Source organism: Paenibacillus sp. J22P59, assembly GCF_059383895.1.
This window is the reverse complement of the sequence record NZ_JBXENX010000003.1, coordinates 160,008-181,208: the sequence shown is the minus strand read 5'-3', so window position 1 is coordinate 181,208 and position 21,201 is coordinate 160,008. Positions and strand designations below refer to the sequence as shown.

At 43.3% G+C, this 21,201-nt stretch carries 23 protein-coding genes and 1 tRNA gene; 7 read left to right on the top strand and 17 right to left on the bottom strand.

The window, feature by feature from the left end; translation table 11 throughout:
* Positions 1-97 precede the first annotated feature (97 nt).
* Together AC50YO_RS06130 and AC50YO_RS06125 are read left to right on the top strand one after the other, a co-directional pair.
* Positions 98-784 carry a FadR/GntR family transcriptional regulator gene (locus AC50YO_RS06130; protein WP_494844494.1) on the top strand — a complete coding sequence of 229 codons (687 nt, stop codon included), beginning with the start codon at positions 98-100 and terminating at the stop codon, positions 782-784.
* Positions 785-1,996: a CynX/NimT family MFS transporter gene (locus AC50YO_RS06125; protein ID WP_494844492.1), complete on the top strand. Its 1,212-nt coding sequence runs from the start codon at positions 785-787 to the stop codon at positions 1,994-1,996.
* A 55-nt stretch (positions 1,997-2,051) separates the two neighbouring features.
* On the opposite strand, the gene AC50YO_RS06120 is transcribed toward AC50YO_RS06125, so the two are convergent.
* The 12 genes from AC50YO_RS06120 to AC50YO_RS06065 form a co-directional block, all read right to left on the bottom strand.
* Positions 2,052-2,525 carry a hypothetical protein gene (locus tag AC50YO_RS06120; protein ID WP_494844490.1) on the bottom strand — a complete coding sequence of 158 codons (474 nt, stop codon included), beginning with the start codon at positions 2,523-2,525 and terminating at the stop codon, positions 2,052-2,054.
* A gap of 54 nt (positions 2,526-2,579) precedes the next feature.
* Entirely contained in the window at positions 2,580-2,810 is a 231-nt protein-coding gene (locus AC50YO_RS06115; RefSeq protein WP_494844487.1) for a hypothetical protein, read from the bottom strand.
* Between the two features lie 7 nt (positions 2,811-2,817).
* Positions 2,818-3,375 (bottom strand): hypothetical protein, encoded by a 558-nt coding sequence (locus tag AC50YO_RS06110; protein ID WP_494844485.1) that lies wholly within the window; start codon positions 3,373-3,375, stop codon positions 2,818-2,820.
* Positions 3,376-3,491: 116 nt separating this feature from the next.
* Positions 3,492-4,148: a hypothetical protein gene (locus AC50YO_RS06105; RefSeq protein ID WP_494844483.1), complete on the bottom strand. Its 657-nt coding sequence runs from the start codon at positions 4,146-4,148 to the stop codon at positions 3,492-3,494.
* 377 nt (positions 4,149-4,525) lie between these two features.
* Positions 4,526-5,071, bottom strand: a complete 546-nt coding sequence (locus AC50YO_RS06100; protein ID WP_494844481.1) for a hypothetical protein — start codon at positions 5,069-5,071, stop codon at positions 4,526-4,528.
* Between the two features lie 552 nt (positions 5,072-5,623).
* Entirely contained in the window at positions 5,624-5,956 is a 333-nt protein-coding gene (locus tag AC50YO_RS06095; RefSeq protein ID WP_494844479.1) for a hypothetical protein, read from the bottom strand.
* Between the two features lie 86 nt (positions 5,957-6,042).
* Positions 6,043-6,246: a hypothetical protein gene (locus AC50YO_RS06090; protein ID WP_494844477.1), complete on the bottom strand. Its 204-nt coding sequence runs from the start codon at positions 6,244-6,246 to the stop codon at positions 6,043-6,045.
* 13 nt (positions 6,247-6,259) lie between these two features.
* Entirely contained in the window at positions 6,260-6,619 is a 360-nt protein-coding gene (locus AC50YO_RS06085) for a hypothetical protein (protein WP_494844475.1), read from the bottom strand.
* Positions 6,620-6,900: 281 nt separating this feature from the next.
* A complete protein-coding gene (locus tag AC50YO_RS06080) occupies positions 6,901-7,302 on the bottom strand; it encodes a glyoxalase superfamily protein (protein WP_494844473.1) in 402 nt (133 codons plus the stop codon).
* A 75-nt stretch (positions 7,303-7,377) separates the two neighbouring features.
* Positions 7,378-7,728 carry a hypothetical protein gene (locus AC50YO_RS06075; RefSeq protein ID WP_494844471.1) on the bottom strand — a complete coding sequence of 117 codons (351 nt, stop codon included), beginning with the start codon at positions 7,726-7,728 and terminating at the stop codon, positions 7,378-7,380.
* Positions 7,729-8,088: 360 nt separating this feature from the next.
* Positions 8,089-9,114 carry a lytic polysaccharide monooxygenase gene (locus tag AC50YO_RS06070; protein WP_494844469.1) on the bottom strand — a complete coding sequence of 342 codons (1,026 nt, stop codon included), beginning with the start codon at positions 9,112-9,114 and terminating at the stop codon, positions 8,089-8,091.
* Positions 9,115-9,583: 469 nt separating this feature from the next.
* Positions 9,584-12,193: an adenosylcobalamin-dependent ribonucleoside-diphosphate reductase gene (locus tag AC50YO_RS06065; RefSeq protein ID WP_494844466.1), complete on the bottom strand. Its 2,610-nt coding sequence runs from the start codon at positions 12,191-12,193 to the stop codon at positions 9,584-9,586.
* Positions 12,194-12,558: 365 nt separating this feature from the next.
* Here AC50YO_RS06065 and AC50YO_RS06060 point away from each other — a divergent pair, with 365 nt between their 5' ends.
* The 3 genes from AC50YO_RS06060 (at position 12,559) to AC50YO_RS06050 (ending at position 16,291) form a co-directional block, all read left to right on the top strand.
* Positions 12,559-14,301, top strand: coding sequence for a DEAD/DEAH box helicase (locus tag AC50YO_RS06060; protein WP_494845295.1), 1,743 nt, complete (start codon positions 12,559-12,561; stop codon positions 14,299-14,301).
* Positions 14,298-15,233, top strand: coding sequence for a YqhG family protein (locus AC50YO_RS06055; RefSeq protein ID WP_494844464.1), 936 nt, complete (start codon positions 14,298-14,300; stop codon positions 15,231-15,233). Before AC50YO_RS06060 ends, AC50YO_RS06055 begins: the two co-directional genes overlap by 4 nt.
* A gap of 170 nt (positions 15,234-15,403) precedes the next feature.
* Positions 15,404-16,291: a hypothetical protein gene (locus tag AC50YO_RS06050; RefSeq protein WP_494844462.1), complete on the top strand. Its 888-nt coding sequence runs from the start codon at positions 15,404-15,406 to the stop codon at positions 16,289-16,291.
* Here AC50YO_RS06050 and AC50YO_RS06045 read toward each other — a convergent pair.
* A complete protein-coding gene (locus AC50YO_RS06045; RefSeq protein ID WP_494844460.1) occupies positions 16,288-16,476 on the bottom strand; it encodes a YqzE family protein in 189 nt (62 codons plus the stop codon). The two genes, AC50YO_RS06050 and AC50YO_RS06045, sit on opposite strands and share 4 nt — an antisense overlap.
* Before the next feature lie 142 nt (positions 16,477-16,618).
* On the opposite strand from AC50YO_RS06045, the gene AC50YO_RS06040 reads away from it, so the two are divergent.
* Positions 16,619-17,320, top strand: a complete 702-nt coding sequence (locus AC50YO_RS06040; protein WP_494844458.1) for an N-acetylmuramoyl-L-alanine amidase family protein — start codon at positions 16,619-16,621, stop codon at positions 17,318-17,320.
* Here AC50YO_RS06040 and AC50YO_RS06035 read toward each other — a convergent pair.
* On the bottom strand, positions 17,285-18,040 hold the full coding sequence (locus tag AC50YO_RS06035) for a divergent polysaccharide deacetylase family protein (RefSeq protein WP_494845293.1): 756 nt from the start codon (positions 18,038-18,040) through the stop codon (positions 17,285-17,287). The genes AC50YO_RS06040 and AC50YO_RS06035 overlap by 36 nt on opposite strands.
* A 220-nt stretch (positions 18,041-18,260) precedes the next feature.
* Between AC50YO_RS06035 and AC50YO_RS06030 the strand changes: the two genes are divergently transcribed.
* Positions 18,261-18,347 (top strand) — tRNA-Leu (locus AC50YO_RS06030).
* Between the two features lie 65 nt (positions 18,348-18,412).
* On the opposite strand, the gene cntE is transcribed toward AC50YO_RS06030, so the two are convergent.
* The 3 genes from cntE to cntD are packed head-to-tail and all read right to left on the bottom strand — an operon-like array spanning position 18,413 to position 21,199.
* Positions 18,413-19,600, bottom strand: a complete 1,188-nt coding sequence (gene cntE, locus AC50YO_RS06025) for a staphylopine family metallophore export MFS transporter CntE (RefSeq protein WP_494844456.1) — start codon at positions 19,598-19,600, stop codon at positions 18,413-18,415.
* Positions 19,601-19,647: 47 nt separating this feature from the next.
* Positions 19,648-20,391 (bottom strand): ABC transporter ATP-binding protein, encoded by a 744-nt coding sequence (locus AC50YO_RS06020; RefSeq protein ID WP_494844454.1) that lies wholly within the window; start codon positions 20,389-20,391, stop codon positions 19,648-19,650.
* Positions 20,378-21,199, bottom strand: coding sequence for a staphylopine uptake ABC transporter ATP-binding protein CntD (cntD, locus tag AC50YO_RS06015; protein ID WP_494844452.1), 822 nt, complete (start codon positions 21,197-21,199; stop codon positions 20,378-20,380). The genes AC50YO_RS06020 and cntD overlap by 14 nt, the downstream gene beginning before the upstream one ends.
* Between the last annotated feature and the right edge of the window lie 2 nt (positions 21,200-21,201).

The window sequence follows — 21,201 nt, the reverse complement described above, 5'->3', positions numbered from 1 at the left end:
GCAGCTTTTTTCATGCGAATATTGTCGAATATGGTTTAAAAAGAAAAGAACCTATGCTATAATTCATACAATCATCCTATGTTTGGAGGTTTAATGAATGCTGCACAAAACGAAACGTCTTACCCTTGTCGATCAGGTCATTATTCAAATACAACAGTTGATTGAATCTGGCACCTGGCGAGTTGGTAGCAAGATCCCCCCTGAACCGGATCTCGTTCAGGAATTGAATGTCAGCCGCAATACGCTCCGAGAAGGCATTAAAGCGCTTTGCCATGCTGGTGTCCTCATTACAAAGCAGGGAGACGGCACCTATGTTTCTTCGAACAGCACCCTTGGCGCCGCTATTTCACGCCGCATCGAGAAGTCGAGCCTGCTAGAAACACTGGAAGTGCGGAATGCTCTTGAACAGGAAGCAGCAAGGCTGTCTGCCAATCGGCGCACGGCTGAGGATATTGAGAAAATGCGATTCTATCAGCTGGAATGCCAAGACTACAGCGCCAGCCGCGATCTAGAACGTTACGTGGACGCGGATATGAAGCTGCATCAGGCCATTGTAGAATCGACAGGGAATCGAATGCTGATTGACTTATATGAGCATATTACCGAGGCCATTCAGGATTCGATTATTGTTTTTATCAAAAAGCAATTTGACAATAATCTTCCGCATGATCAGCATGATCAATTGGTAGATGCCATCATCGCTCAAGAGCCTGAGACCGCTGCCGCTATGGTTCAGCAATTCATTAACCAACTACAACGAGACATACCTTTGGAGGAAACCTAAATGCAGTCCCAGAAGAATTCAACAACAAGATCAGCAACTACAGGATGGCTGCTAGTGCTCGGCATTATTTTGATTGCAGCAAATTTGAGAGCCCCGCTCACCTCGGTAGGCCCTTTATTAGGAACGATTCGAGATGATTTGCATATTTCGAATACTTTAGCCGGCTTAATCACAACACTTCCATTAATCGCCTTCGCCCTGCTGTCGCCGATTGCGCCAAAGCTTGCTCGACGTTTTGGCATGCCTTCCGTATTATTCGGATCGCTAGTACTGCTGGCTATCGGCATTGCTCTCCGTTCATCATGGAATATTAGCACTCTTCTAATTGGAACCGTGCTTTTGGGTCTTGCCATTTCTATTTGCAACGTATTGATGCCAAGCCTTATTAAAGAGAAATATCCTTTGAAGATAGGGCTAATGATCGGGATCTATTCCGTGGCGATGAATCTCAGCGGCGCTATTGCTTCCGGCATTAGCATGCCTATTGCTGCTCAAGAAGGCTTTGGGTGGAAGGGAGCGTTGGGTCTATGGAGCGTATTGGCGATTGCGGCAATTGTCTTTTGGCTTCCTCAATTGAGGGGACAAGCTCATAAAGCAACAATCTCGACGCTGGGCGAGAAGGCAACGAATGTCTGGAAGTCGCCATTGGCTTGGCAAGTAACGCTCGTTATGGGCTTGCAATCGATGTTATTTTATATCGTCATTTCCTGGCTTCCAGAAATTTTGCAGACACGAGGCATAAGTCCGGATTCGGCTGGATGGATACTCTCCATTATGCAGCTTGCTGTACTTCCGCTAACCTTCCTCGTCCCAATCATAGCTGGACGCATGAAGAATCAGGTTTTGCTCGTTATTCTGACATCGGCCTTCTTCCTCACCGGATTTATAGGGCTGTTATCTGGCAACCAATCACTAATCCTTCTGTGGGCCATCTGTATCGGAATCGGAGCAGGCTGTGGCTTCAGTATCGCGATGATGCTGTTCGGCTTGCGGACAACCAATTCGCAGGATGCCGCAGAATTATCGGGCATGGCACAAGCAGTAGGCTATCTGCTCGCTGCAGTAGGTCCTATCCTATTCGGTTATCTGCATGACGCAACAGGCGGATGGACGATCCCGCTTATGATGCTGCTCGTCGTTACCATTCTATTGCTTATTGCTGGCGTTTCTGCCGGGCGTAATCGATTTGTTGGGAATGACGGGATGAAATGATACGACAAAAAGAGTGACTATTGACTAGTCGCTCTTTTTTTTGTAAACATAAGGTCTATCGTTCAAATTCAAAATACAATACATCATTATTCGCATCCAAATAAAATTTCCCGACAAAGGTTGAAGTCCTAATATAACGATCAAATTCACTGCTAAATAACCATTGGGGCTCATACTCTTGTGCTAATGCCAAAGGCTTCAAACCATTGACTTCTTCCCAATCATCGTATGAAGCTTTAATACGGCTGATGCCCCCCTTATCCAAATAAGCATACCCCTTCATCCAATAGGAATCTGGACCAAATCTATTCTTACCTATTGAACCAGCTTTCCAGTACACACCTTCTACCTTCTCTAGCTTTGGAAATCTATTGGTTATCGGTTGAATCTCGGTGCTGAATTCATCTGGAGAGATCGTAGTCGATAGCCCCACACCAATAACGGTATTAAAAAGAAAATATCCAATATATACAGAAACGATAGCGGTACACGTAATAAGTAAAGTAAGCATGATTTTTTTGCTGAACATTATCCGCTCCTGTCTTTCTCAGGACTATTCATAAATATGGTTGACTAATTAACATTACTTCACAAAATCTAGACGAGATAAATATTTACTTGATGAAAAGGGTCGGAGGATCTTAGCGCCTCTAGGGACAGGCTCAACGATGTCCCAGCTCTCTACTTTTAATACTTTCAGTGCCTTCGGATCAAGCTCATTGGGATTGTCTTCCTCTCTCAATTGCCCCCTCAATATAAATACAGGAGTGTCCTCAGAATAAAGCAATATCTCTTCATTTAGTACTGCGGTCACCTGCTTATTATTTTCTAATATTTAATCCGTTACTTTTAGCTATAGATTCCAGACTATTAAATACTGAGCGATTTAAACTGTAAATAGGAAAACTAAGATCGTAGTTTCCAATAATAACGGTTTGAATATCATTAAAGAAAAAGTTTGTAAAAAGTTGTTCTCTGGTTGACATTTTAAGAAATGCATCAAGAATATTCAACGATGAAATTTTCATAATATCTGATTTTAATGGGAGTATTGTCTCTTTAAAAAGATGATCATTTTGAGGCTCAAAGGTCTCATCTCGATAATATTTTTTAATACTTGGACAATAAACAAAAACCTCATTATTATTTTGTTGAAAGATACTATGAAACACCTCAATAAAGTTTTGTTCGTATTTTAAATTATGCTCCTCAAATGAAGATAACCAAATTCCTGCATCTTCAACTGTTAAGCATTTTTCATACACGTCCAAGACACCTACCATATATTTTTCTAGGTTAGTTTCTTCTTCAATATCCAGCCTAGAGAACATCTCTACTATTGATTTAATCTGATCCAGATTGGCTTTCACTATTCCCATTTCTATCGCCGCCTAAATATTCTTTCTTATGTGTATTTTCAATAGGAATAGGGCGATCAGCCCTCTCTACTCTCCTTTTACAAGTACACCAACACATTAAGAATAGGCAGAAAAGCTTATAATTTGACCTCTCTAAAGCTCATCTGCATAGCCCTAATATTTTCATCCAACTTACATTCTTCAGTACTAGCTTCAAACCCTACTACATTCCATTCTTTTGTAAACTTCAAGAGTAAATTTCTTACTCCTTCTACTGCACTACAATCCAATGCAATCTCAGCATCCACTCTATAAGAATTATCAATTTTAAAATATTTGTGTGCACCCGTAATTTTGAAGCCTAGCGAAATTTTGTTGGTAACTAGCTTTACTCTTTCAAAAATATCTTCAATAGAGCTTCCTTTTAAATAAAAAGTGAACAGCAGACTGTCTTTTTCTTCGCTAATTGTTACATCAATAAATAAAAACTCGGTAACTTTACCTTCTATAAAAATATGAAATGCTGCCGTATGTATTGAAGATAACTGCCATTTCCATTCGTTTGATAGCATTTCTAATAATTCTTTAACTCTAATAAAATCAAGAACTTCATATTGAGAATTTAATTGCAAGGTAGTTTTTAAGACAGTAGTATTTGCATGGTTACCTCGCTGCTCATTTGCCACTATAGTTCCTGATTTTATCATAGGTTTTAAACACTTTATTAATCGTTTAGAGGCTTCCTTGGAAGCTTCTTTTGATTGGTAATCAGATAAGTAACGTAAAATGATCAAATATTTCGCCCCTTAATAGAATAATGCATAAAAGTATGTAATCAGTCCTAACACTTACGAATTTAAAAACTTACTATATTATTTCCGTCCCTAAAATCTATCAGCTCTCTCTATTGATCCAATAAAACACCAAGATGACCGTTATAATCAGAATTAAAAGTTTCTTCTACTAACACATACTTTCCATTCATTTTCCGCAAATCTTTTAGAGTCGCCCGCAATACTTTATAATCGAGCTCTAACCAAACAGCATTCTTAAAAAACTATTGTTTATAATCATCTAGAGAATAATACAAACCATTACCCCGTAACTCTACTTAAATGTATCCGCTTGTTCTGAGCAGAGTATCTCTTTCCTTTAAATATAGAGAGCAGTTTTAAACCCTTTCTATTTCGAGATAAACCCCTCCCGCAAGGAGTATACTACGATTTGAATTGTCTTCTGACATATAAAGGACACCCAAATACCAAGGATCTTTATACTCTTTATCCATATAGATTTCAAGCATAGTTATAGAGTCGCTCGAAACCCCAATATCCTCAAAAGTAACCCCGCTGCTGCCATTAATAAAATCTATTCTGGTCACAATACTTTGTTTGTAATTAGGAACATTTAAATAAGGGAGTTCTTGCCTGCTAAAATTAGGATTTCCTTCTCCCCCTAGATAGAAATTATTTGTTGTCAAATAATCCTCCTTAATTATTATCTTGGAACCTATAATACTGTCCACCTCTTCACTACCATACATGGTCGCTTGACCATATTTTAAAAGCCTCTTAACTTCCCAATATCCTAGAAATTCATGACCGAGGGAAGAAGGCTTTTTTATTTCAATTCCTTCATCCGAGGATTCATCACCGCAACCTAAAGAGCAACTAATCATCATTACAATTAAAACTACTACTAATGCTTTTTTTGTCATATCATATTTTCTCCAATTAGACTCTCATGTAGTTTAGAAACGAGATACCAAACTCAATTATACTTATTTAAAATTTTACTTAAAATCAAAATTCATTTCGTTTATTGATACTTTATTTCCTATTCCTTCTTGTGTAATGAATTTTTTCGAAATAATTTACCACTTTATTAGTTGGCATTATTAACGAAAAAATAATTGCATAAAGAATCACCATAATCAGATGTCTAATTGATTCTTTTAAAGGAATGTTAATAATGAAAAATAGTAATAGAAAGGAAATGGGGAGTGCGTATTTCATCCGTTTTTCACTTATTCTTTTTAATAAAGATATTAAAATAATTATTGTTATTACAATTATATACAACAACTTGTTTTCTCCTTAATTCATTCATTATTTTTCACATGATACATACAACTGCCTGTGGTTTGGTCTTCATTCCTCATTTATTCTCAATAGTATGATTTAGCACAAAAACCCTTAAGAGGAAAATTTTTTAAGTGTCCATCTTACGGGTTACAGTTCACTCTAATGTGCCTTTATATCAAAATAATTTATTCGAAAAACACACCTCCATTTGCAAATTTCTCATCAAGAACTATATCTGTTTTTTTTATTTTATAAACATACACCATATTATTTTGGCTTTTCTTATTTAATGTAGCTTTAACTAGCCTATGCGTATGTCTACTGAACGGTTTAAATTTCACATATGTAAGTTGTTTCAATTTCCACCCTTCAGTAATTACTATTATATTTTTTTCCCAATTAATTTTTGGCACCTCAATACCATGATAAAGAAATATATCATCTTCTTTAGACATAATAATGTGTACTATTGCATTACTTTCTTTTACTTGTTTAATTGAACTAATTTCTTTGAACACTATCTGTTGAGACCTGATAAAATAAAATCATAATTAATAAACAACAGGCCACCATTAGTACAATCCATCTATATTTCATAAGTTCCCTAAAATATTGATTCCCATACTTTTTTCCCTGCCCGGTTTTTACCACTGTTTTTAACTACCTCATAGCCATAATGATTTTTTCCTTTTTTATAGTACCTGACTAATCCTTTTGCTTTCCTGTTAGACCCCTCTGGTAAATGGTTTTCAAAATAGTATTGGTCATATGCAAGCATTGTATCTCCATTATTACCAGACCATCTCATACTACCATCCCACTCATAAAATTCCTGTAATCCTGAAAGGCTTTCCTTCAACAACCCAGATAGATTGATCCACTGAAGCAAACTTATTAAATGATAAATTTGTTACCGAAATTTTTTGAACCTGAACCCCACTGGATACAGCATCTTGTATAAGGCTAAACGAGGCTGTTCCTGTCGTCCCCCATTTTTCTGCAACACCATTTTGTCCCGGACCTTCAAAGCTAGAATTAAGAATTAAGTTTTCTTCAATTAATTTATTATTAATTGAAGTGTTTTGCTGCAAGGCAGATACATTAGTCGGAGTTATCAGCAATAAAATTATTAAGAACATCATTGCTATACTAGTATTAATAGATGTCTTGTTTGTATTCATACGATCTTTTCTCCTTATTTTGTTAATTATTGCGAATACCATAAATTTCACATCAATAAACGATATAACACTTGTCTTTGTAAATCATTAAGAGATAATGTTGGTTTATGACTAATTTTGTCGAAATATAGGTCATGAATTTGTTTTGACAGAACTAAGGACCTGCATAATCCTTTTCTTCTATTAAAAGGATTGAAATGATAGCATATAGATGAAAAAAAAAGCAACCAATCCCCTCAAGAGAGAATTAGCTGCTTCATTATAGAAATCCATTGCTGAGGTTATACTTTGTTGTCATCCCCAAATTCAATATCCTCATAAAATAAAATTCTGTTACCGAAAGGATCGGTCACAGTCACTTCAAGAGTATCCCATGGCGTAGGTTCTATACCCGGACGTGAATAGGGATATTTCTTTTCTATTATTTTCGTATGTAATGCCACAATATTGTTCACTTCAATGCGAATAGCGGCGCCGGGCGAGCAATCTCCATGATGCTCAGAGAGATGTATGATGCAGTTACTGTATGAGACCTGCATATATAACGGCATATTCTCTTCAAACCGATGCTCCCAATCTAATGTAAATTCCAAAAACTCCAAATAGAATTGTTTAGCCTTGTATACATCAAAAATTCTTAGTATAGGTGTCACTCTATTCATTATTATTTCAGTTGCCTCCATTCATCCTCGCTCCTTTTGATCATGATAAGAAAGATATGCCGACGAAAAAGTCAGATTGACTGCTGTCAGTCCAAACTAATATCGCTTATTAAGAAAATAAGAGATTGTAAAAACAATAACCGCAAGTATAATAACCAATAGAAATATCATACAAATAAAAGCGGTAAGTACATGGAGAATTTCGATGGGGATAATGCCAAACCCCCAATTAAATAGAAGTGCAAGCGATAAAATATTGAACAACACTCGACTGATTACAGACTCAATAGAGATACTTTTATTTATTTTTCTGAAAAAAATCAAAATCGCTATTATCTGAGTTAATTTTATCTTAATCGGTGAATCAATATTTCTATTTGCCCCATAACTGAATAGAAAAGTTAAGAGCATAACCTGCATAGTAAACAAATGAATATCTTTCTCCAACTTAAAGCCCCCTAGTAGAGCCATTTTTACGACAGTTCCCACACTTTTCAAAACTCTGGTCGCAGCCGATCTCACACCACAACAGCAACCAACCATGAAATAGGATGACATAGTGCTTTCGTCTAATGATTCACTGCATCTTCCATCTGAACATCATATTATCAGAGAATTAACGAAACGGCTAGAAACTAATATGTCTCTAATACCCGGAAACTCCTTCTTCGATCTCTTACAAAGTCTGTTCGTATTAGGTGCAGACGAATGAGTTGAATTTATATCATGATTTCCTTCATTATTATCAGGAAAAACAGACATAGAAAAAAGCCCTGAAGGTTCTTACCTCCAAGGCTTTACTGATCGTTAAGGAATGATCTTCCAAACATTATTGCCAGTTGGGGTCTCGCCTAATGTCCACCATTTGGCTTCATAATTGACGCCGTTATAAGAAACCTTGTTTCCGCCTACATAGACTGTCGTCGCACTCCAGGCTGGATACGCTGGGCTGCTAGATCCAGTCGTCGTGACCGACAATGCGGAAGAGGCCGGTGAGGCGTTGCCCGAGGCGTCTATGGCTATGACGGTAAAGCTATAAGGAGTGCCGCTCGTTAGGCCCGTGCTCGTGAAGGTAGTTGACGATGTTGTGCCTACCGATACATTATTGCGATAAATCTGATAGCTTAATGCACCAGGTACGGCGGTCCAGCTCAAGGAAACGCTGTTATCTGTTACGGCTGTGGAAGCCAAGTTAGTTGGTGCTGGAAGTGCACTGCCTCCGCCAAAATCAACATCAGATACGTTGACGTAAGCAGTAGGAGCTCCGGAAACTTCCCAGATTGCTAGAATAACATGATAGCCTGTTCTTGCTGGAACATTGCAATTGGAAGTGTAATAATTAGCGGGACTTGCACCATTCAGATTTTCTTGGCAGAACGGTGTAAGGTCAAAGGAGGCTCTTGTCAGCGGAGCGTTCGGGTTCCAGCCCGGCTTAGTGATGAAATACTTGAACGTAGTCGTAGCGTGAGCAGCATTCAACTGCCATTTGAAAGCCTGTGGTCCTGCCTGCATTGGCACCTTAGCCCAACGAGTCGAAGTTTGCTCATTAAGCTTAGGAAAGCTGGTGCCAGCACTCGCAATTTGGCCGTCAGCAGGGCCGCCGTTAGGGAAGCCTTTAGGCGCTTCAGCGCTTTGCGGCTCGTAAGCAGCTCCTCCACAATCTGTATTTATCTTTTTTTGGCATAACAATGCGCGGCTCGCTGGAACATCCAAATACCCGTGAGCCGAGCTTGTGTCTGGAAACAGAAGCATCAGTACAGCGGTCATCAGAAGCATACCGCCAGCAACAAGCAGCTTGTGGAACAAACGGTGGTTCGGTAAAGCCAGATTCATCATTAATTCCTCCTTAGATTTGGGTTTTCAAATACAAAAGCGCTTACATTTATCTGCTCTAAACCAGCATCACCTCCCTTAAAAATCAAGCATCAAGCTATTTTTAAAAGTACAGGCTAGCACATAGTCTTGTCTATAGGCATAAATAACTGGATATGCAATCCAATTATATGCCGTATCAGAGCATATCAAAACAAATTTTATTGAAAAAATTGTTACAATCTATAATTTATGCAGCTTCTTGTCCTTCTATATAGGGTAATCACTACTATAACTACTAATAATACCTAGTATTTCTTATCTATTTCTTATCCGACGAATAAGCATATGGAAGTCGCCATTCATTTATACCCAGCAATGGGTCTTATGAAACAAATAATATAAAAAAAAGCAACTGAAAAAATCTCAGTTGCCCATTGGCTTTCTTATTGACTGAATCGTATATGCAGAAAAATTTTTTCAACATTAATCAATTACACTTGCTGTATCCGCAGGTGCTGCATTGCTTGCAGCCCTCTATACTAAGCAGCGTAGCTGCACCGCATGACGGACAGAGATCCCGCGAGTCCACTTCTCCTGACTTAGGCAGCGCTGCATCCACGAACGGAGGCTGTGCAAGCTGAGAGGAAACCGCTTCTTCGCCGCTATCCATATGAATTTCAAGCGCCTTTGCTACCGCGTCAGCAATAGATTCAACACGATTGACACCGAATCCGATTGCGCCTGAACCCCCGATTCCCTTCAAATGCTTGGTCAACAGCTTCACTTTATTGCCGTGATCCCCATACCGCAGGAATAAGGAGCATACCCGTCCTAGCGCTTCTGCCATCGCGAATACATCGGAGCCCGCTTTGCCGACATTGAGGAATATCTCCCCTGGAATGCCGTTCAGGTCATTTATTGTAATATAGGCCATGCCGAATGGCGTATTGATTTTGTAGGTTGCACCACGCAATATTTGCGGACGGCTCTTATATTGTTTATCCAGCACCTGCTCCGACTGATCTAACGAATTCTTGCCCATTTGACGATCCACCAATGCACCCTTACCTGCTTCCAGCTTTGTTGCCGCCTTTATTCCATCATCCGCAGCTTGGGCGACTGGCTTCTTCAATTCTGATTCCTTTTTCTTTTTCTCTTCCTCTTCACTCTTCGTCGTTGACAAGACCTGGACATCACGGCTTCCGTCCCGATAGATCGTCACGCCCTTGCAGCCAAGGTCAAAGGCCAGCTCATATAGTTCCTTTGTCTCCTCCACTGTGAAATCACTCGGACAGTTGGCAGTCTTCGAGATGGAGCTATCTACCCAGCGCTGAATAGCGGCTTGCACACGAATATGGTCTTTTGCCGACAAGTTCATTGCAGTTACGAAGTACGCTGGCAGCTCCTCGCCAGGATGCGTATCCTTCCATTGCTGGGCAATAGGCACAAGCTGCTTGTCATAGCCAAGACGGCTCTGGCGGAAATATTCAAAGGCAAAATAAGGCTCTATGCCAGTTGATGTGCCGACCATCGTCCCTGTGCTGCCTGTCGGCGCTTGCGTAATAACAGTAACGTTACGCATGCCATTGCTTCGCACGGCCTCGCCCACTTCGGGATACTGCGAGATCATATTGCGCATAAACCCGCTTTGCAGGAAGGGCTCTGCCTCGAAGGCTTCGAAGGAGCCTTTCTCCGCAGCAATCTCTGTGGATGCCAAATAAGCCTCTCTGGCGATGAACCCATACAGCTCATCGAGAAATACAAGCGATTCTGGGCTTCCATATCGTACGCCAAGCTGAATCATAAGCTCCGCAAGTCCCATCGTCCCTAGACCGACGCGGCGCTCGCGCTTTTGATTTTTTTCATTTTCTTCAAAATGATACGGCGTAGTGTCAATCACATTGTCGAGGAATCGCACGGACCATCTCGTTACCTTAGCCAGCTCTTCCCAAGCCACCGCGTGATTCTCTTGGTCATAGAATTTGGATAAATTGATCGCTGACAGGTTGCATACGCCCCATCCCGGAAGCCCCTGTTCGCCACAAGGATTCGTGCTAATAATCGGATTGAAATACCAGCTATTAGACATTTGATTGTAATACTCCATAAATACGACACCAGGCTCCGCCGACTTCCATGCCGATTCAATAATTTTATGCCAGACGTCGCGGGCACGGACTTTTTTGTACAGAATCACTCTTTTGCCAAGCTTACGCCATGCCTCTAGGTCGCCGTCCCACAGCTCATCATATTCAGGGTCCTTCGTATCCGGGAAGACAAGCTCCCACTCCAGATCCTCTTTGACGGCTTTCATAAAACCATTGCTGACACAGACAGACAGATTTGCATTCGTAACCTGCCCCATCGTCTGCTTAACCGTTATGAAATCCTCAACATCCGGATGCCAATCATTCATCATCAGCATTAATGCTCCGCGTCTTGATCCGCCCTGCTCGATCAGCCCTGTTGTATAGCTGAACAAGCCACCCCAAGAAACAGCGCCGCTCGAGGAACCGTTAACTCCCGCTACAATAGCGCGCCGCGGACGGAGCGAGGACAGATTAATGCCTACACCGCCTCCCCGCGCCATAATTTCGGTCATTTCCGTCAGCGTAGTCATAATACCGCCGCGGCTATCCCTTGGAGAAGGAATAACATAGCAATTGAAGAGCGTCAGCTCCTCACTCGCACCCGCTCCAGCTGCAATTCGGCCCCCGGGCACGAGCTTCCAATCATCGAGCAAATAACGGAACCGCTCCGTCCATAACGCCCGCTTCTCCTCCGTGTCTTCTGCACCTGCCAAAGCACTTGCAAGCCGTGACCACATTTCCTCCGGCGTCTTCTCTTGCGTCAACGTCAGCTTCTCCACATCCGAGGTTACCACCTCGCCGCTCCGCAGCTGCACCTTTACTTCAGCGCCATTGCGGGCTACGACCTCTCCAACCTCCTTGGCAGGGAATTTCGGATCATCCTTCGTCAATACTAATACAACGTCCCCGACCTTCGTTAAGCTCGTATCCGCTTGCTTCCACGCATAGCGATCCAAAAAAATCTTCTCGCTAAGCCCCTCCAGCTGTCTTCCCCGATTATTCGCCATTTGTTATAATTACCTCCCCATTCCACTGCTTCCTGCTTACTAACAGGTTCATCTTATATGAGATAAATCACAATATATTGTGTATAAATACCATTATAACATACTACATATGGACTTAAAGCCATCTCAAGCCTCATTTTTCCCTAATCTCTCCTACTACTCCCTGCCACACTTCTGATAGCTTGTTTTTTCTTTAATTTCGGACATTTCTTATTAATATTTGTTGAAAAGGCCATACTAGAGGCAACTATCCCTTTTTCCACCTGAAAGGAGCTGCTCCATTGTCCTCTACTATAAATAATCAATCCAACGGCAACACCGCAGGAGCCTCCCTCATTACTCGTCCCCTCCATGCCCACGTGGATATGCATGTTGATCGTTCCTGGTTCGACGAGCTCCAAAGCCGTGTAGCCAAAAACGGGCCATGGGATGATTGGACACTATATCAGCTGTCTATGGAAGCCGAGCAGTCCAAGCGAATTGAGAGCTTCGAGCAATTGCAATGCCTCCGTTCTTTGCCTTCCTTAGAACCGATGCCTCACCAGATCAGTACTGCACGCAAAGTGCTGCATGAGATGGGCGGCAGAGCCATTCTTGCGGATGAGGTTGGACTAGGCAAAACAATCGAAGCGGGCCTTGTGCTCAAAGAATACATCGTACGCGGTCTCGTTCGCCGGGCTCTGATTCTCGTTCCTGCTTCACTCGTACTGCAATGGGTTCGTGAGCTGAATCAGAAATTCGGCATAGCTGCTGTCGCGCAAAAGAAAGAACATACTTGGCATTATGACGTAGTTGTCGCTTCAATGGATACAGCGAAGCGCGATCCTCATCGTGATATTGTTCTTGGCAATGATTATGACCTCATCATTATTGATGAAGCGCATAAGCTCAAGAACAAAAAAACGACCAACTATCAATTCGCCTTGCAGCTCCGCAAGAAATATTGTCTGCTGCTGACGGCTACTCCTATTCAGAATGATCTCGATGAATTATATAACCTCATTACACTGCTGAAGCCGGGCCAGCTTGGCGGGCAAAGCGAATTCGCCGCTAACTTTGTGGTTGATAAAAGACTGCCTAAAAATGAGGACCAGTTGCAGGATGCCTTATCCGGCATTATGATCCGCAACCGCAGAGGCGACGGAGGCATTTCGTTCACGAAACGCTTTGTTAAGAATATTCCGCTCGAATTGTCAACCGAGGAGAAAGCGCTCTACGATGCTGTCACCGGATTTGTCAAAGAACGTTATGAAGAGAGCGGCGGCGACATGTCCAGCATGCTCTCCCTTGTAACCCTCCAGCGCGAGGTGTGCAGCAGCCGTGATGCCGTGTTCCTTACGCTCGTCAATCTGTTCAAGAAGACCGCCGAGGATTCGCCGCTTCGCGCCAAAATATGGGGGCTTGTGGAGTTCATCAAACAGATTCAATCGAACACCAAAGCCGAAAAGGCGATGGAGCTAATTAAGGAAATGAATGACAAGGTTATTATTTTCACCGAATATCGTGCGACGCAGGAATATTTGCTGCAATTTTTCCGCAAGCATAATATCAGTGCCGTCCCCTATCGAGGCGGGATGAATCGCGGCAAAAAAGATTGGATGATGGATCTATTCCGTGGACGCACCCAAGTGCTTATTGCAACGGAAGCCGGCGGCGAAGGCATTAACCTGCAATTCTGCCACCATATGATCAACTTCGACCTTCCTTGGAATCCGATGCGAGTGGAGCAGCGAATTGGGCGGGTTCATCGGCTCGGGCAAACCGAAGATGTGAAAATATATAATTTGTGCACACTTGGCACCATTGAAGAGCATATCGTTCATTTGCTGCATGAGAAAATTAACCTGTTCGAGCTGGTCATAGGCGGATTAGACCATATTCTAGAGAAATTCGATAAGAGCGATGGCTCCTTGGAGCAGCGTCTGGCTCGTATGCTTCTAGAAACTGGCGGGAGTGAAACCGAGCTCCGCGAGCAGATTAATGAGCTTGGATCATCGCTGGTCAAGCTTCGGGACGATGCTGCTGATGATCCTGCATTAGCGGTAGAGCCTGCCGCGATCCTATCCCAAATGACGGCATTAGGCCAGAAGGTAGAGATACGCCCATGAATGAGAAACAAATACACAAGTTTGTTCATCGTTATCTGGAAGCGACAGACTGCTCTATTATTGAGAAGTCCCCTGCTCATTTCACCGTCAAGCTATCGCCTGCAGCGGATCGGGAATTAACGAATCGCCCGTATTATTGGAGCTTCGTTGATCGTACGGATGCAGAGCCAGAGACCATGACCTTCTTGTTCGTAACCGATAAGCCCAAATATGAAGCTGCACTTGAGAGTCCTGTAATACAACCGTCCACTCAACAGCCATCCGCTGTCGATGCGGCGCTAAATCGATCCTTCGGCTTCATCAACAATAACCTGGCAGCGCCTGCACGAGTGCCTCGCGAGGATTTGCATTTTGGCTCGAATAAGCTGGAGCAGCTTTTCAAGGCAGCCAAAGCCTACGGAAGCTACGTTAATTTGTATCAGGAGCGGGACACTAGAGCCAGCAATCCATTCCAATCAACCGCTTATACGGCTTGGCTTGGTGTTAATATGCGTGTGGAGTTCGCCTGTGACCGGAAGCGCGAGGAAATTCACAGCTTCGGCATTTCTCTGGCAACGGGACACTGCATCGACCATTTTTTCGATCATCTTGTAGCAATGAAGCTATCCCCAAGACTTCCTGCGAATGTCCATATTGCTAAGAACGGCATCTCCATGGCCAAAGCCTTAACTATTATCGAGCAATCACTCGAACGAAAGCTTCGGGCTTATGACTATAGTTGGGCCGCAGATGCCTCCTCTCGTCTCGAGGAAGAGCTGGAGCGCGTTCAGAACTATTATGAGCCCATTATTAAGCATGCAGTTGAAGAAAATAAGCCTGCCTTAGAAGAGCAATACAAGCAGCGCTATTCCGAAATTAAATGGCAATATGAGCCCCGCGTAACCGCTTCCGCCATTAATTGCGGTATTTTCCACTTGGAAGGGATCGAATAACAACAATAAGACGGTATCCGCATCAATACGCCAAAAAAAGTACATGACCATTCCTCACAAGCGCGACACATTCCAACAGCCTCTGCCAGCTTGTCCGATTACAATGGTCATGTAGTCAATATCAGGCAGGAGATCTCAGAGCCTGCTTCATAGAAAAGGGTGACACTAACTTGCGCCAATGGACCAATAAGCTGCTAGCTTCTGTCGTTTTTCTCACTGTATTGTTGTCTGCTTCTGGCGTACATGCCCAGCAGGCTCTCTCTACGCCGTCGATACCAGCAACCGACAACGCCCTTGAAGCGCATATTCAGAGCTGGGTTGCCGAAATTGCCAAGCAGCCTTCTTTTGAACAATGGAAAAATGCCGCCTATACAATCTCTCCCCTTGGGGCCGGTATGCATAGCTGGCTCGTCATTATTCAGCAGAATAAGCTTTCAGTGGGCTATGCAGTCATTCATGCCAAGGAAGAAGGCGGTTATGCCCTTGGTGAATATGGAATGGGCTCTTACTTATATAATGAAACAACGCTGCATTCTTCTATGAAGCAGCTTGAACTCATCCCTTCGGCATCGACTAGCAAGCGAATCTATATTCATCCCTTATTAGCTGTCTGGAAAATAAAAGAGGGATACACTGATGCCATGAGCGGAGAATGGCTGCCGCTTAATGAGAAGGCGTGGAAGGTTGCTTTCATGCAAGAACAGAAGTTAGCAGCGGCAACGAATGCACTATTGGGGCAATCAGGGGCTATTAAAAAGGCAGTACGAATCCGATCATTTGATCCTTATCATACACTGCCTTGGCTTACCGAGAAGCCGATGCTTTCCTTGCATGCCACTTCTTACAAGCCTTTACTTACCGCAATTAGCTCTAAGCAGGAGGTCCGTTATACGGCGGAGCGATTCGGAGGAAAAATGCGTTATGTGTGGTCTGTCACAGGCTATCAGCAATGGGATAATGATACGATATTTATAGCCCTCGAAGAAGATGAGCTCGGCGAGAGCCGGAGATTTGTTCCGCTGTCGCTGCTTGCCGAGCTTGGCCAATTCTACCTTTAACGAGAATCTCGACCTCTCCACCATAATAAAATAGCAGCAGGTCCCCAACCGAACCAACGCGTCAGCCATGGCTCTCTTCCTGCCTTGGCTGATGCTTTGGTCTGCTTGCGATCAACCTTCGGCGTATCTAGATGCTTCACGAGCTCCACGGTCATGTACTTAATTAGATCATTCCCGCTTGCCATATCCATCACCTCGTTTATTTGTTAATACAAGTTTGCCCGTCACTTGCCATTCTTACACGTGCATGACTTTTCCTCTAAAGAGCCACGCTAACAACAGCTAAAATTGAAGCTGATGATTCGCAGACCTTTAGGAGGGTTCACCATGTTTATGTACGGATTAAGAAGCATTGCCATTATTCTACTCACCTTTTGTTTGTCTGCATCAACGGTGCAAGCGGCGAAGCTGGAACCCTCTAATAGTCATGAAGAATGGACCATGCCATCCGCTGCCATCTTAATTGATGCAGGACATGGCGGCATTGATGGAGGAGCTTTTTCCGATTCGATTCTAGAAAAGGACATTAACCTCGCCATAGCTCAGAAGCTGTATCTTCTTCTGAATAGCCAAGGAATTCCGGCTGTCCTGAACCGAACCGGCGATTACGCGCTCAGTGATGACAACAGATGGCATATCAGCAAATCGAGGCATAGGCGTGATCTGTCTCAGCGGCGCCAGCTCACCGAGGAAATCGAGACGCAATTGCTCGTCAGCCTTCATGTGAATGCCACACGGAATACTTCCAAGTCTGGCCCGCTTGTCCTCCATCAGGAGAATGGCGAAAGTGCGCTGCTGGCGTTTTGCATTCAGGATACGTTGAATCGACAGCAACAGAGCAGCTTTTTGCCAAGAGAGGGCACTCCCTTCTACTTGCTGCGCAGAGTCAAGCAGCCTGCTGTTATTGTCGAGATGGGTTTCATTAGCAATGCAGGGGATCGAGCTATGTTAACGGACCCTCGTCAGCAGCTGCGTATCGCCTCCGCTATTGCTTCAGGGATTCGGAATTACAAGTGGATCACCAAGTGAAGCCGGCAGCATCTGCGACACCTTCACAAATTGCACATTGGAGTTAGTCTGCATGCCGGGGATAGACTGTCGCAGAACAGCGGCTGTCTTCTTGCCCGGCGCTCCTACATGACCGATCGTAATACATGAATTATGCGTCTCCAAATGCTTCTTAATAACGCCGAGCTGCTTCGAAATATGCTGCTCTGTATATACATCATCAAGAAATACATCATTCGATACGAGAGGAACGCCCAGCTCCTGTGTCACTTTAGGAACAATCGTCTTATAAGTTGTCCTGCTGTCTAGGAAGAATAAGCCTCTTTCCTTACATACTGCCAGTACAACGCGCATCACTCTTTCATCCGCGGTTATTTTGGAGCCCATATGGTTATTCATCCCAATCGCATGCGGCACGTTATCAATCGCATCATTCACACGCTTCCGAATCTCTTCGTCGCTAAGATCTGCAGTAATCGCTCCAGGACCTAACCACTTCTTAAGCCCTTTATTCGGCTCCATTGGCATGTGTACAAGCACATCATGACCCAGTCTATGGGCCTCCTCGGCATCTTCACGCGTTGTCGGCATAAAAGGCATCACCGCGACTGTGAACTTCACAGGAAGCCGGAGCATCTCCTCTGTACCGTCCATGTTATTGCCGAAATCATCGATTACAATCGCAATTTGCCGCTGTGCTGCTGGCTCAGCCGCCATCCCATGCGAAGCTGGAGTAATCAAGAAGCATGCGATTGCTGCCGCAATGATTATTTTTGTTTTTTTAGCCTTTGCTGCTGCTGTCAATAAGTCCACTCCTCGCTGTACTCCTGCTTGATTATTATTGCGGAGTATCCCTTTTATTGTTTGTCTATGCGAGGTAAAATATGCTGACCTTTCAACTTTATGCGGGCGGCTTGACTTGGCTTCTGCCGGCATGCTACGATGAAAAAGTAACTAACATGCGGTCGTGGCGGAATTGGCAGACGCGCTAGATTCAGGTTCTAGTGGTGTAACAGCCGTGGAGGTTCGAGTCCTCTCGACCGCACCAATCTTTTAATGAACAGGTTCGTCAATTGCTCATTGAGCGATTTACGAACCTTTTTAGTAACAACTTTATCTTGAATCAACGGAAATCTTATTTCTCTCATAGGCAAAAAAGATCATCGACACACCTAATATCGCACAAATCATATACATAAATGAATAAGAGGAAAAATCCGCGATCGGCCCCATTATGACACCTCCTAGTGAAACGCCCAAATCAGCCATAGCAATAAATAGACCTATAAGCACATTGCGATTCGAATGAGGCAATACAAAAGACAAATAAGACATTAATGCAGGATAGAGAAGTGCCTGAGCAAGCCCCATTAGAACTGCACCTAAATAGAAAAATACTGCTCCGCCCATTATAGAAAAGCTAACACATTGCGCCGCTACAGCTAAAATGAGCATAACAGCCATGACAAAAGACGTATGCCATTTGCCGTCTGACGGAATCTTCTTCCTAAAGAAGAAGCGGGCTCCAACTACAGCCCCTGCTTGAAGCATGAGATAAATTGCCGCACTCCCGCTTTTGATATGCGGAGCGTACAGCGGTATGAAGGTTATAACCGCTCCGAATACAATAGAAGCAGTCAGCATCAGAACACTGCATTTGAATAAATGCGGATTCTTGACTAACTGGCCAAATGACTGAACTATCGCTACTTCCTGCTCTTTCTGACCCGAAGCAGGTTTATGCTTGTTATTATCCATTGTGGCGCTATAACCCACTACTCCTGTAAGGATCGCAATGGCAATCATAGCTGCTGTAAAATAACTCATATTTCCCGCTTGCCACATGCCTAAAGCCAGCAGGGGGCCAATAATGCCCGGCATGGAAGCGCATAGGGAATACATCGATATCCCTTGTGAACGATCCTTCTCTGGCAGCGCATCAATAATGCCGAGCTGCAATGCCATAGAAAAAAATGCAGTACACACCCCTTGCAGCATGCGGGCAACGAAGTAACCCCCTAATCCGGTAAACGTATATAGGATTAACGCCAATCCGTTGACAACTAGAATGGTCCGCAATACTTTGATAGGCCCGTACTTTTGAATCATACGGCCCGCCAATGGCCGAAAAAACATCGTCGTAAACAAGTACGCCCCCATGATGATTCCGATCATCGTATTGGCAGCGCCGAGTGATTCGCCTTTCAAAGGAATGATGACATTCAATATGGAGTTAGCGCTAAAATATAATAGGGTCAAAATATATAACCTTAGAAAAGGCCAAGACAAAGCTCCTCGCAAAACTATTACTCCTTCCTCTGTTCTCTTTAGCAATGCTCAAGCCACCGCTACTTAATCATCATCTGCAACAATTTCTTTGCATACGCAGACTTAATGCCCTTCAATTCTTCAATGTTAACTATTTCTTCCATTCGACCGCTTCTAATAATCATCACTCTGTCGCAAATGTACGCGGCGGCCTGGATATCATGGGTGATAAAGATATATCCTATGCTGTAAATGTCCTTCAAGTTTTTTAGCAGCTCAAGCACCTGGACTTGTACAGATCCGTCCAAGGAACTGATGGCTTCATCGAATAATATACATTTCGGCTCCGCCGCAACCGCTCTCGCAATGCATACCCTTTGAGCCTCCCCGCCCGATAATTCATGCGGGTATTTGGTTCGATAGGATGAGTTCAGGCCCACCTGATGCAAGAGCGTATCGATTTTGTCCCTAGCCTCCTGCTTACTCTTTCTCAACTGCATTAAAGGCTCCATCATCGCCTGTTCCACTGAATAAAAAGGATTGATCGAGGAGGTATAGTCTTGAAATACAGCGCTGATCTTTCCCAATCTCGCCTTTCGATTCTCCATTTTTTCTCCCTCGAACAAGATCGTCCCATAATCTGGCTTCTCAATTCCTATCAATAAGCGCCCTAACGTGGATTTTCCGCTTCCGCTTTCTCCAATAATACCCAGACATTCTCCTTGCCAGCAGTCGAAGCTGATATTATGCAGTACCTTTTGTCTTTCTCTTGAAAACAATCCGCCTTTTTTATAGGATTTCTCAACATGGTCAACACTGAGCAAGGCTAACGCCTCCCATTACTCTCTTAAAATGATCATCCAGCGCTAGCTTCGAAGATACCAGATATCGGGTATAGTCATGCTGAGCTTCAGCGAAAATAGCCTGCGTCGGTCCTCTTTCAACAATTTCCCCTTGTTTCATCACCAGAACATCATCCGCAATTTTCTTAACAATACCTAGATCATGAGAAATAAAAATCATCGAGCAGCCCATTTTCTCCCGCAATTGAATAAATTGTTCAACAACCTCGAATTGTGAGATGGTATCAAGTGCTGTTGTCGGTTCATCAGCAATAACAATGTCTGGTTCTAACACCAGAGCGAGCGCAATCATAATTCGCTGCAACATGCCGCCAGACAACTGGTGCGGATATTTATTCATCACTGCAATTGGATCTTTAAGCATCACGCTTTCCATGGCATGTTTCATTTTAGAAATTATCTCCTCACGACTCCAACCAAAATGGCAGGCGAGCGTTTCCCTTAAATGAACCCCGACCACACAAGAAGGATCAAAGGCACGCATACCATTTTGCAAAATCATGCACAGCTGTTTTCCTCTTTTTTTTCTCATATCTTTTTCAGGAAGCTCAGTGAGGTTGATCCCATTGAACAGAATGTCTCCAGATTGGCGAATATTAGATCTATTCAATCGCATGATAGCCCTGCATGTCAGAGATTTTCCGCTTCCGCTTTCTCCGACTATAGCCAGGCAGCTTCCCTGTTTGACATCAAATGAACTATTAGGAACAATTACTTTACCCGTACGGCTATCCCAAATTTTCAAATTCGATACTTCCAAAATAGTCATAG

Bases quoted from the DNA above. Each gene is read 5' to 3' on its own strand.
- AC50YO_RS06120 (WP_494844490.1), bottom strand. From the start codon at position 2,525: ATGTTCAGCAAAAAAATCATGCTTACTTTACTTATTACGTGTACCGCT.
- AC50YO_RS06100 (WP_494844481.1), bottom strand. From the start codon at position 5,071: ATGACAAAAAAAGCATTAGTAGTAGTTTTAATTGTAATGATGATTAGT.
- AC50YO_RS06080 (WP_494844473.1), bottom strand. From the start codon at position 7,302: ATGGAGGCAACTGAAATAATAATGAATAGAGTGACACCTATACTAAGA.
- AC50YO_RS06110 (WP_494844485.1), bottom strand. From the start codon at position 3,375: ATGGGAATAGTGAAAGCCAATCTGGATCAGATTAAATCAATAGTAGAG.
- AC50YO_RS06090 (WP_494844477.1), bottom strand. From the start codon at position 6,246: ATGAGATGGTCTGGTAATAATGGAGATACAATGCTTGCATATGACCAA.
- AC50YO_RS06070 (WP_494844469.1), bottom strand. From the start codon at position 9,114: ATGAATCTGGCTTTACCGAACCACCGTTTGTTCCACAAGCTGCTTGTT.
- AC50YO_RS06085 (WP_494844475.1), bottom strand. From the start codon at position 6,619: ATGAATACAAACAAGACATCTATTAATACTAGTATAGCAATGATGTTC.
- AC50YO_RS06060 (WP_494845295.1), top strand. From the start codon at position 12,559: ATGCATGTTGATCGTTCCTGGTTCGACGAGCTCCAAAGCCGTGTAGCC.
- AC50YO_RS06125 (WP_494844492.1), top strand. From the start codon at position 785: ATGCAGTCCCAGAAGAATTCAACAACAAGATCAGCAACTACAGGATGG.
- AC50YO_RS06040 (WP_494844458.1), top strand. From the start codon at position 16,619: ATGTTTATGTACGGATTAAGAAGCATTGCCATTATTCTACTCACCTTT.
- AC50YO_RS06045 (WP_494844460.1), bottom strand. From the start codon at position 16,476: ATGGCAAGCGGGAATGATCTAATTAAGTACATGACCGTGGAGCTCGTG.
- AC50YO_RS06130 (WP_494844494.1), top strand. From the start codon at position 98: ATGCTGCACAAAACGAAACGTCTTACCCTTGTCGATCAGGTCATTATT.
- cntD (WP_494844452.1), bottom strand. From the start codon at position 21,199: ATGACTATTTTGGAAGTATCGAATTTGAAAATTTGGGATAGCCGTACG.
- AC50YO_RS06055 (WP_494844464.1), top strand. From the start codon at position 14,298: ATGAATGAGAAACAAATACACAAGTTTGTTCATCGTTATCTGGAAGCG.
- AC50YO_RS06065 (WP_494844466.1), bottom strand. From the start codon at position 12,193: ATGGCGAATAATCGGGGAAGACAGCTGGAGGGGCTTAGCGAGAAGATT.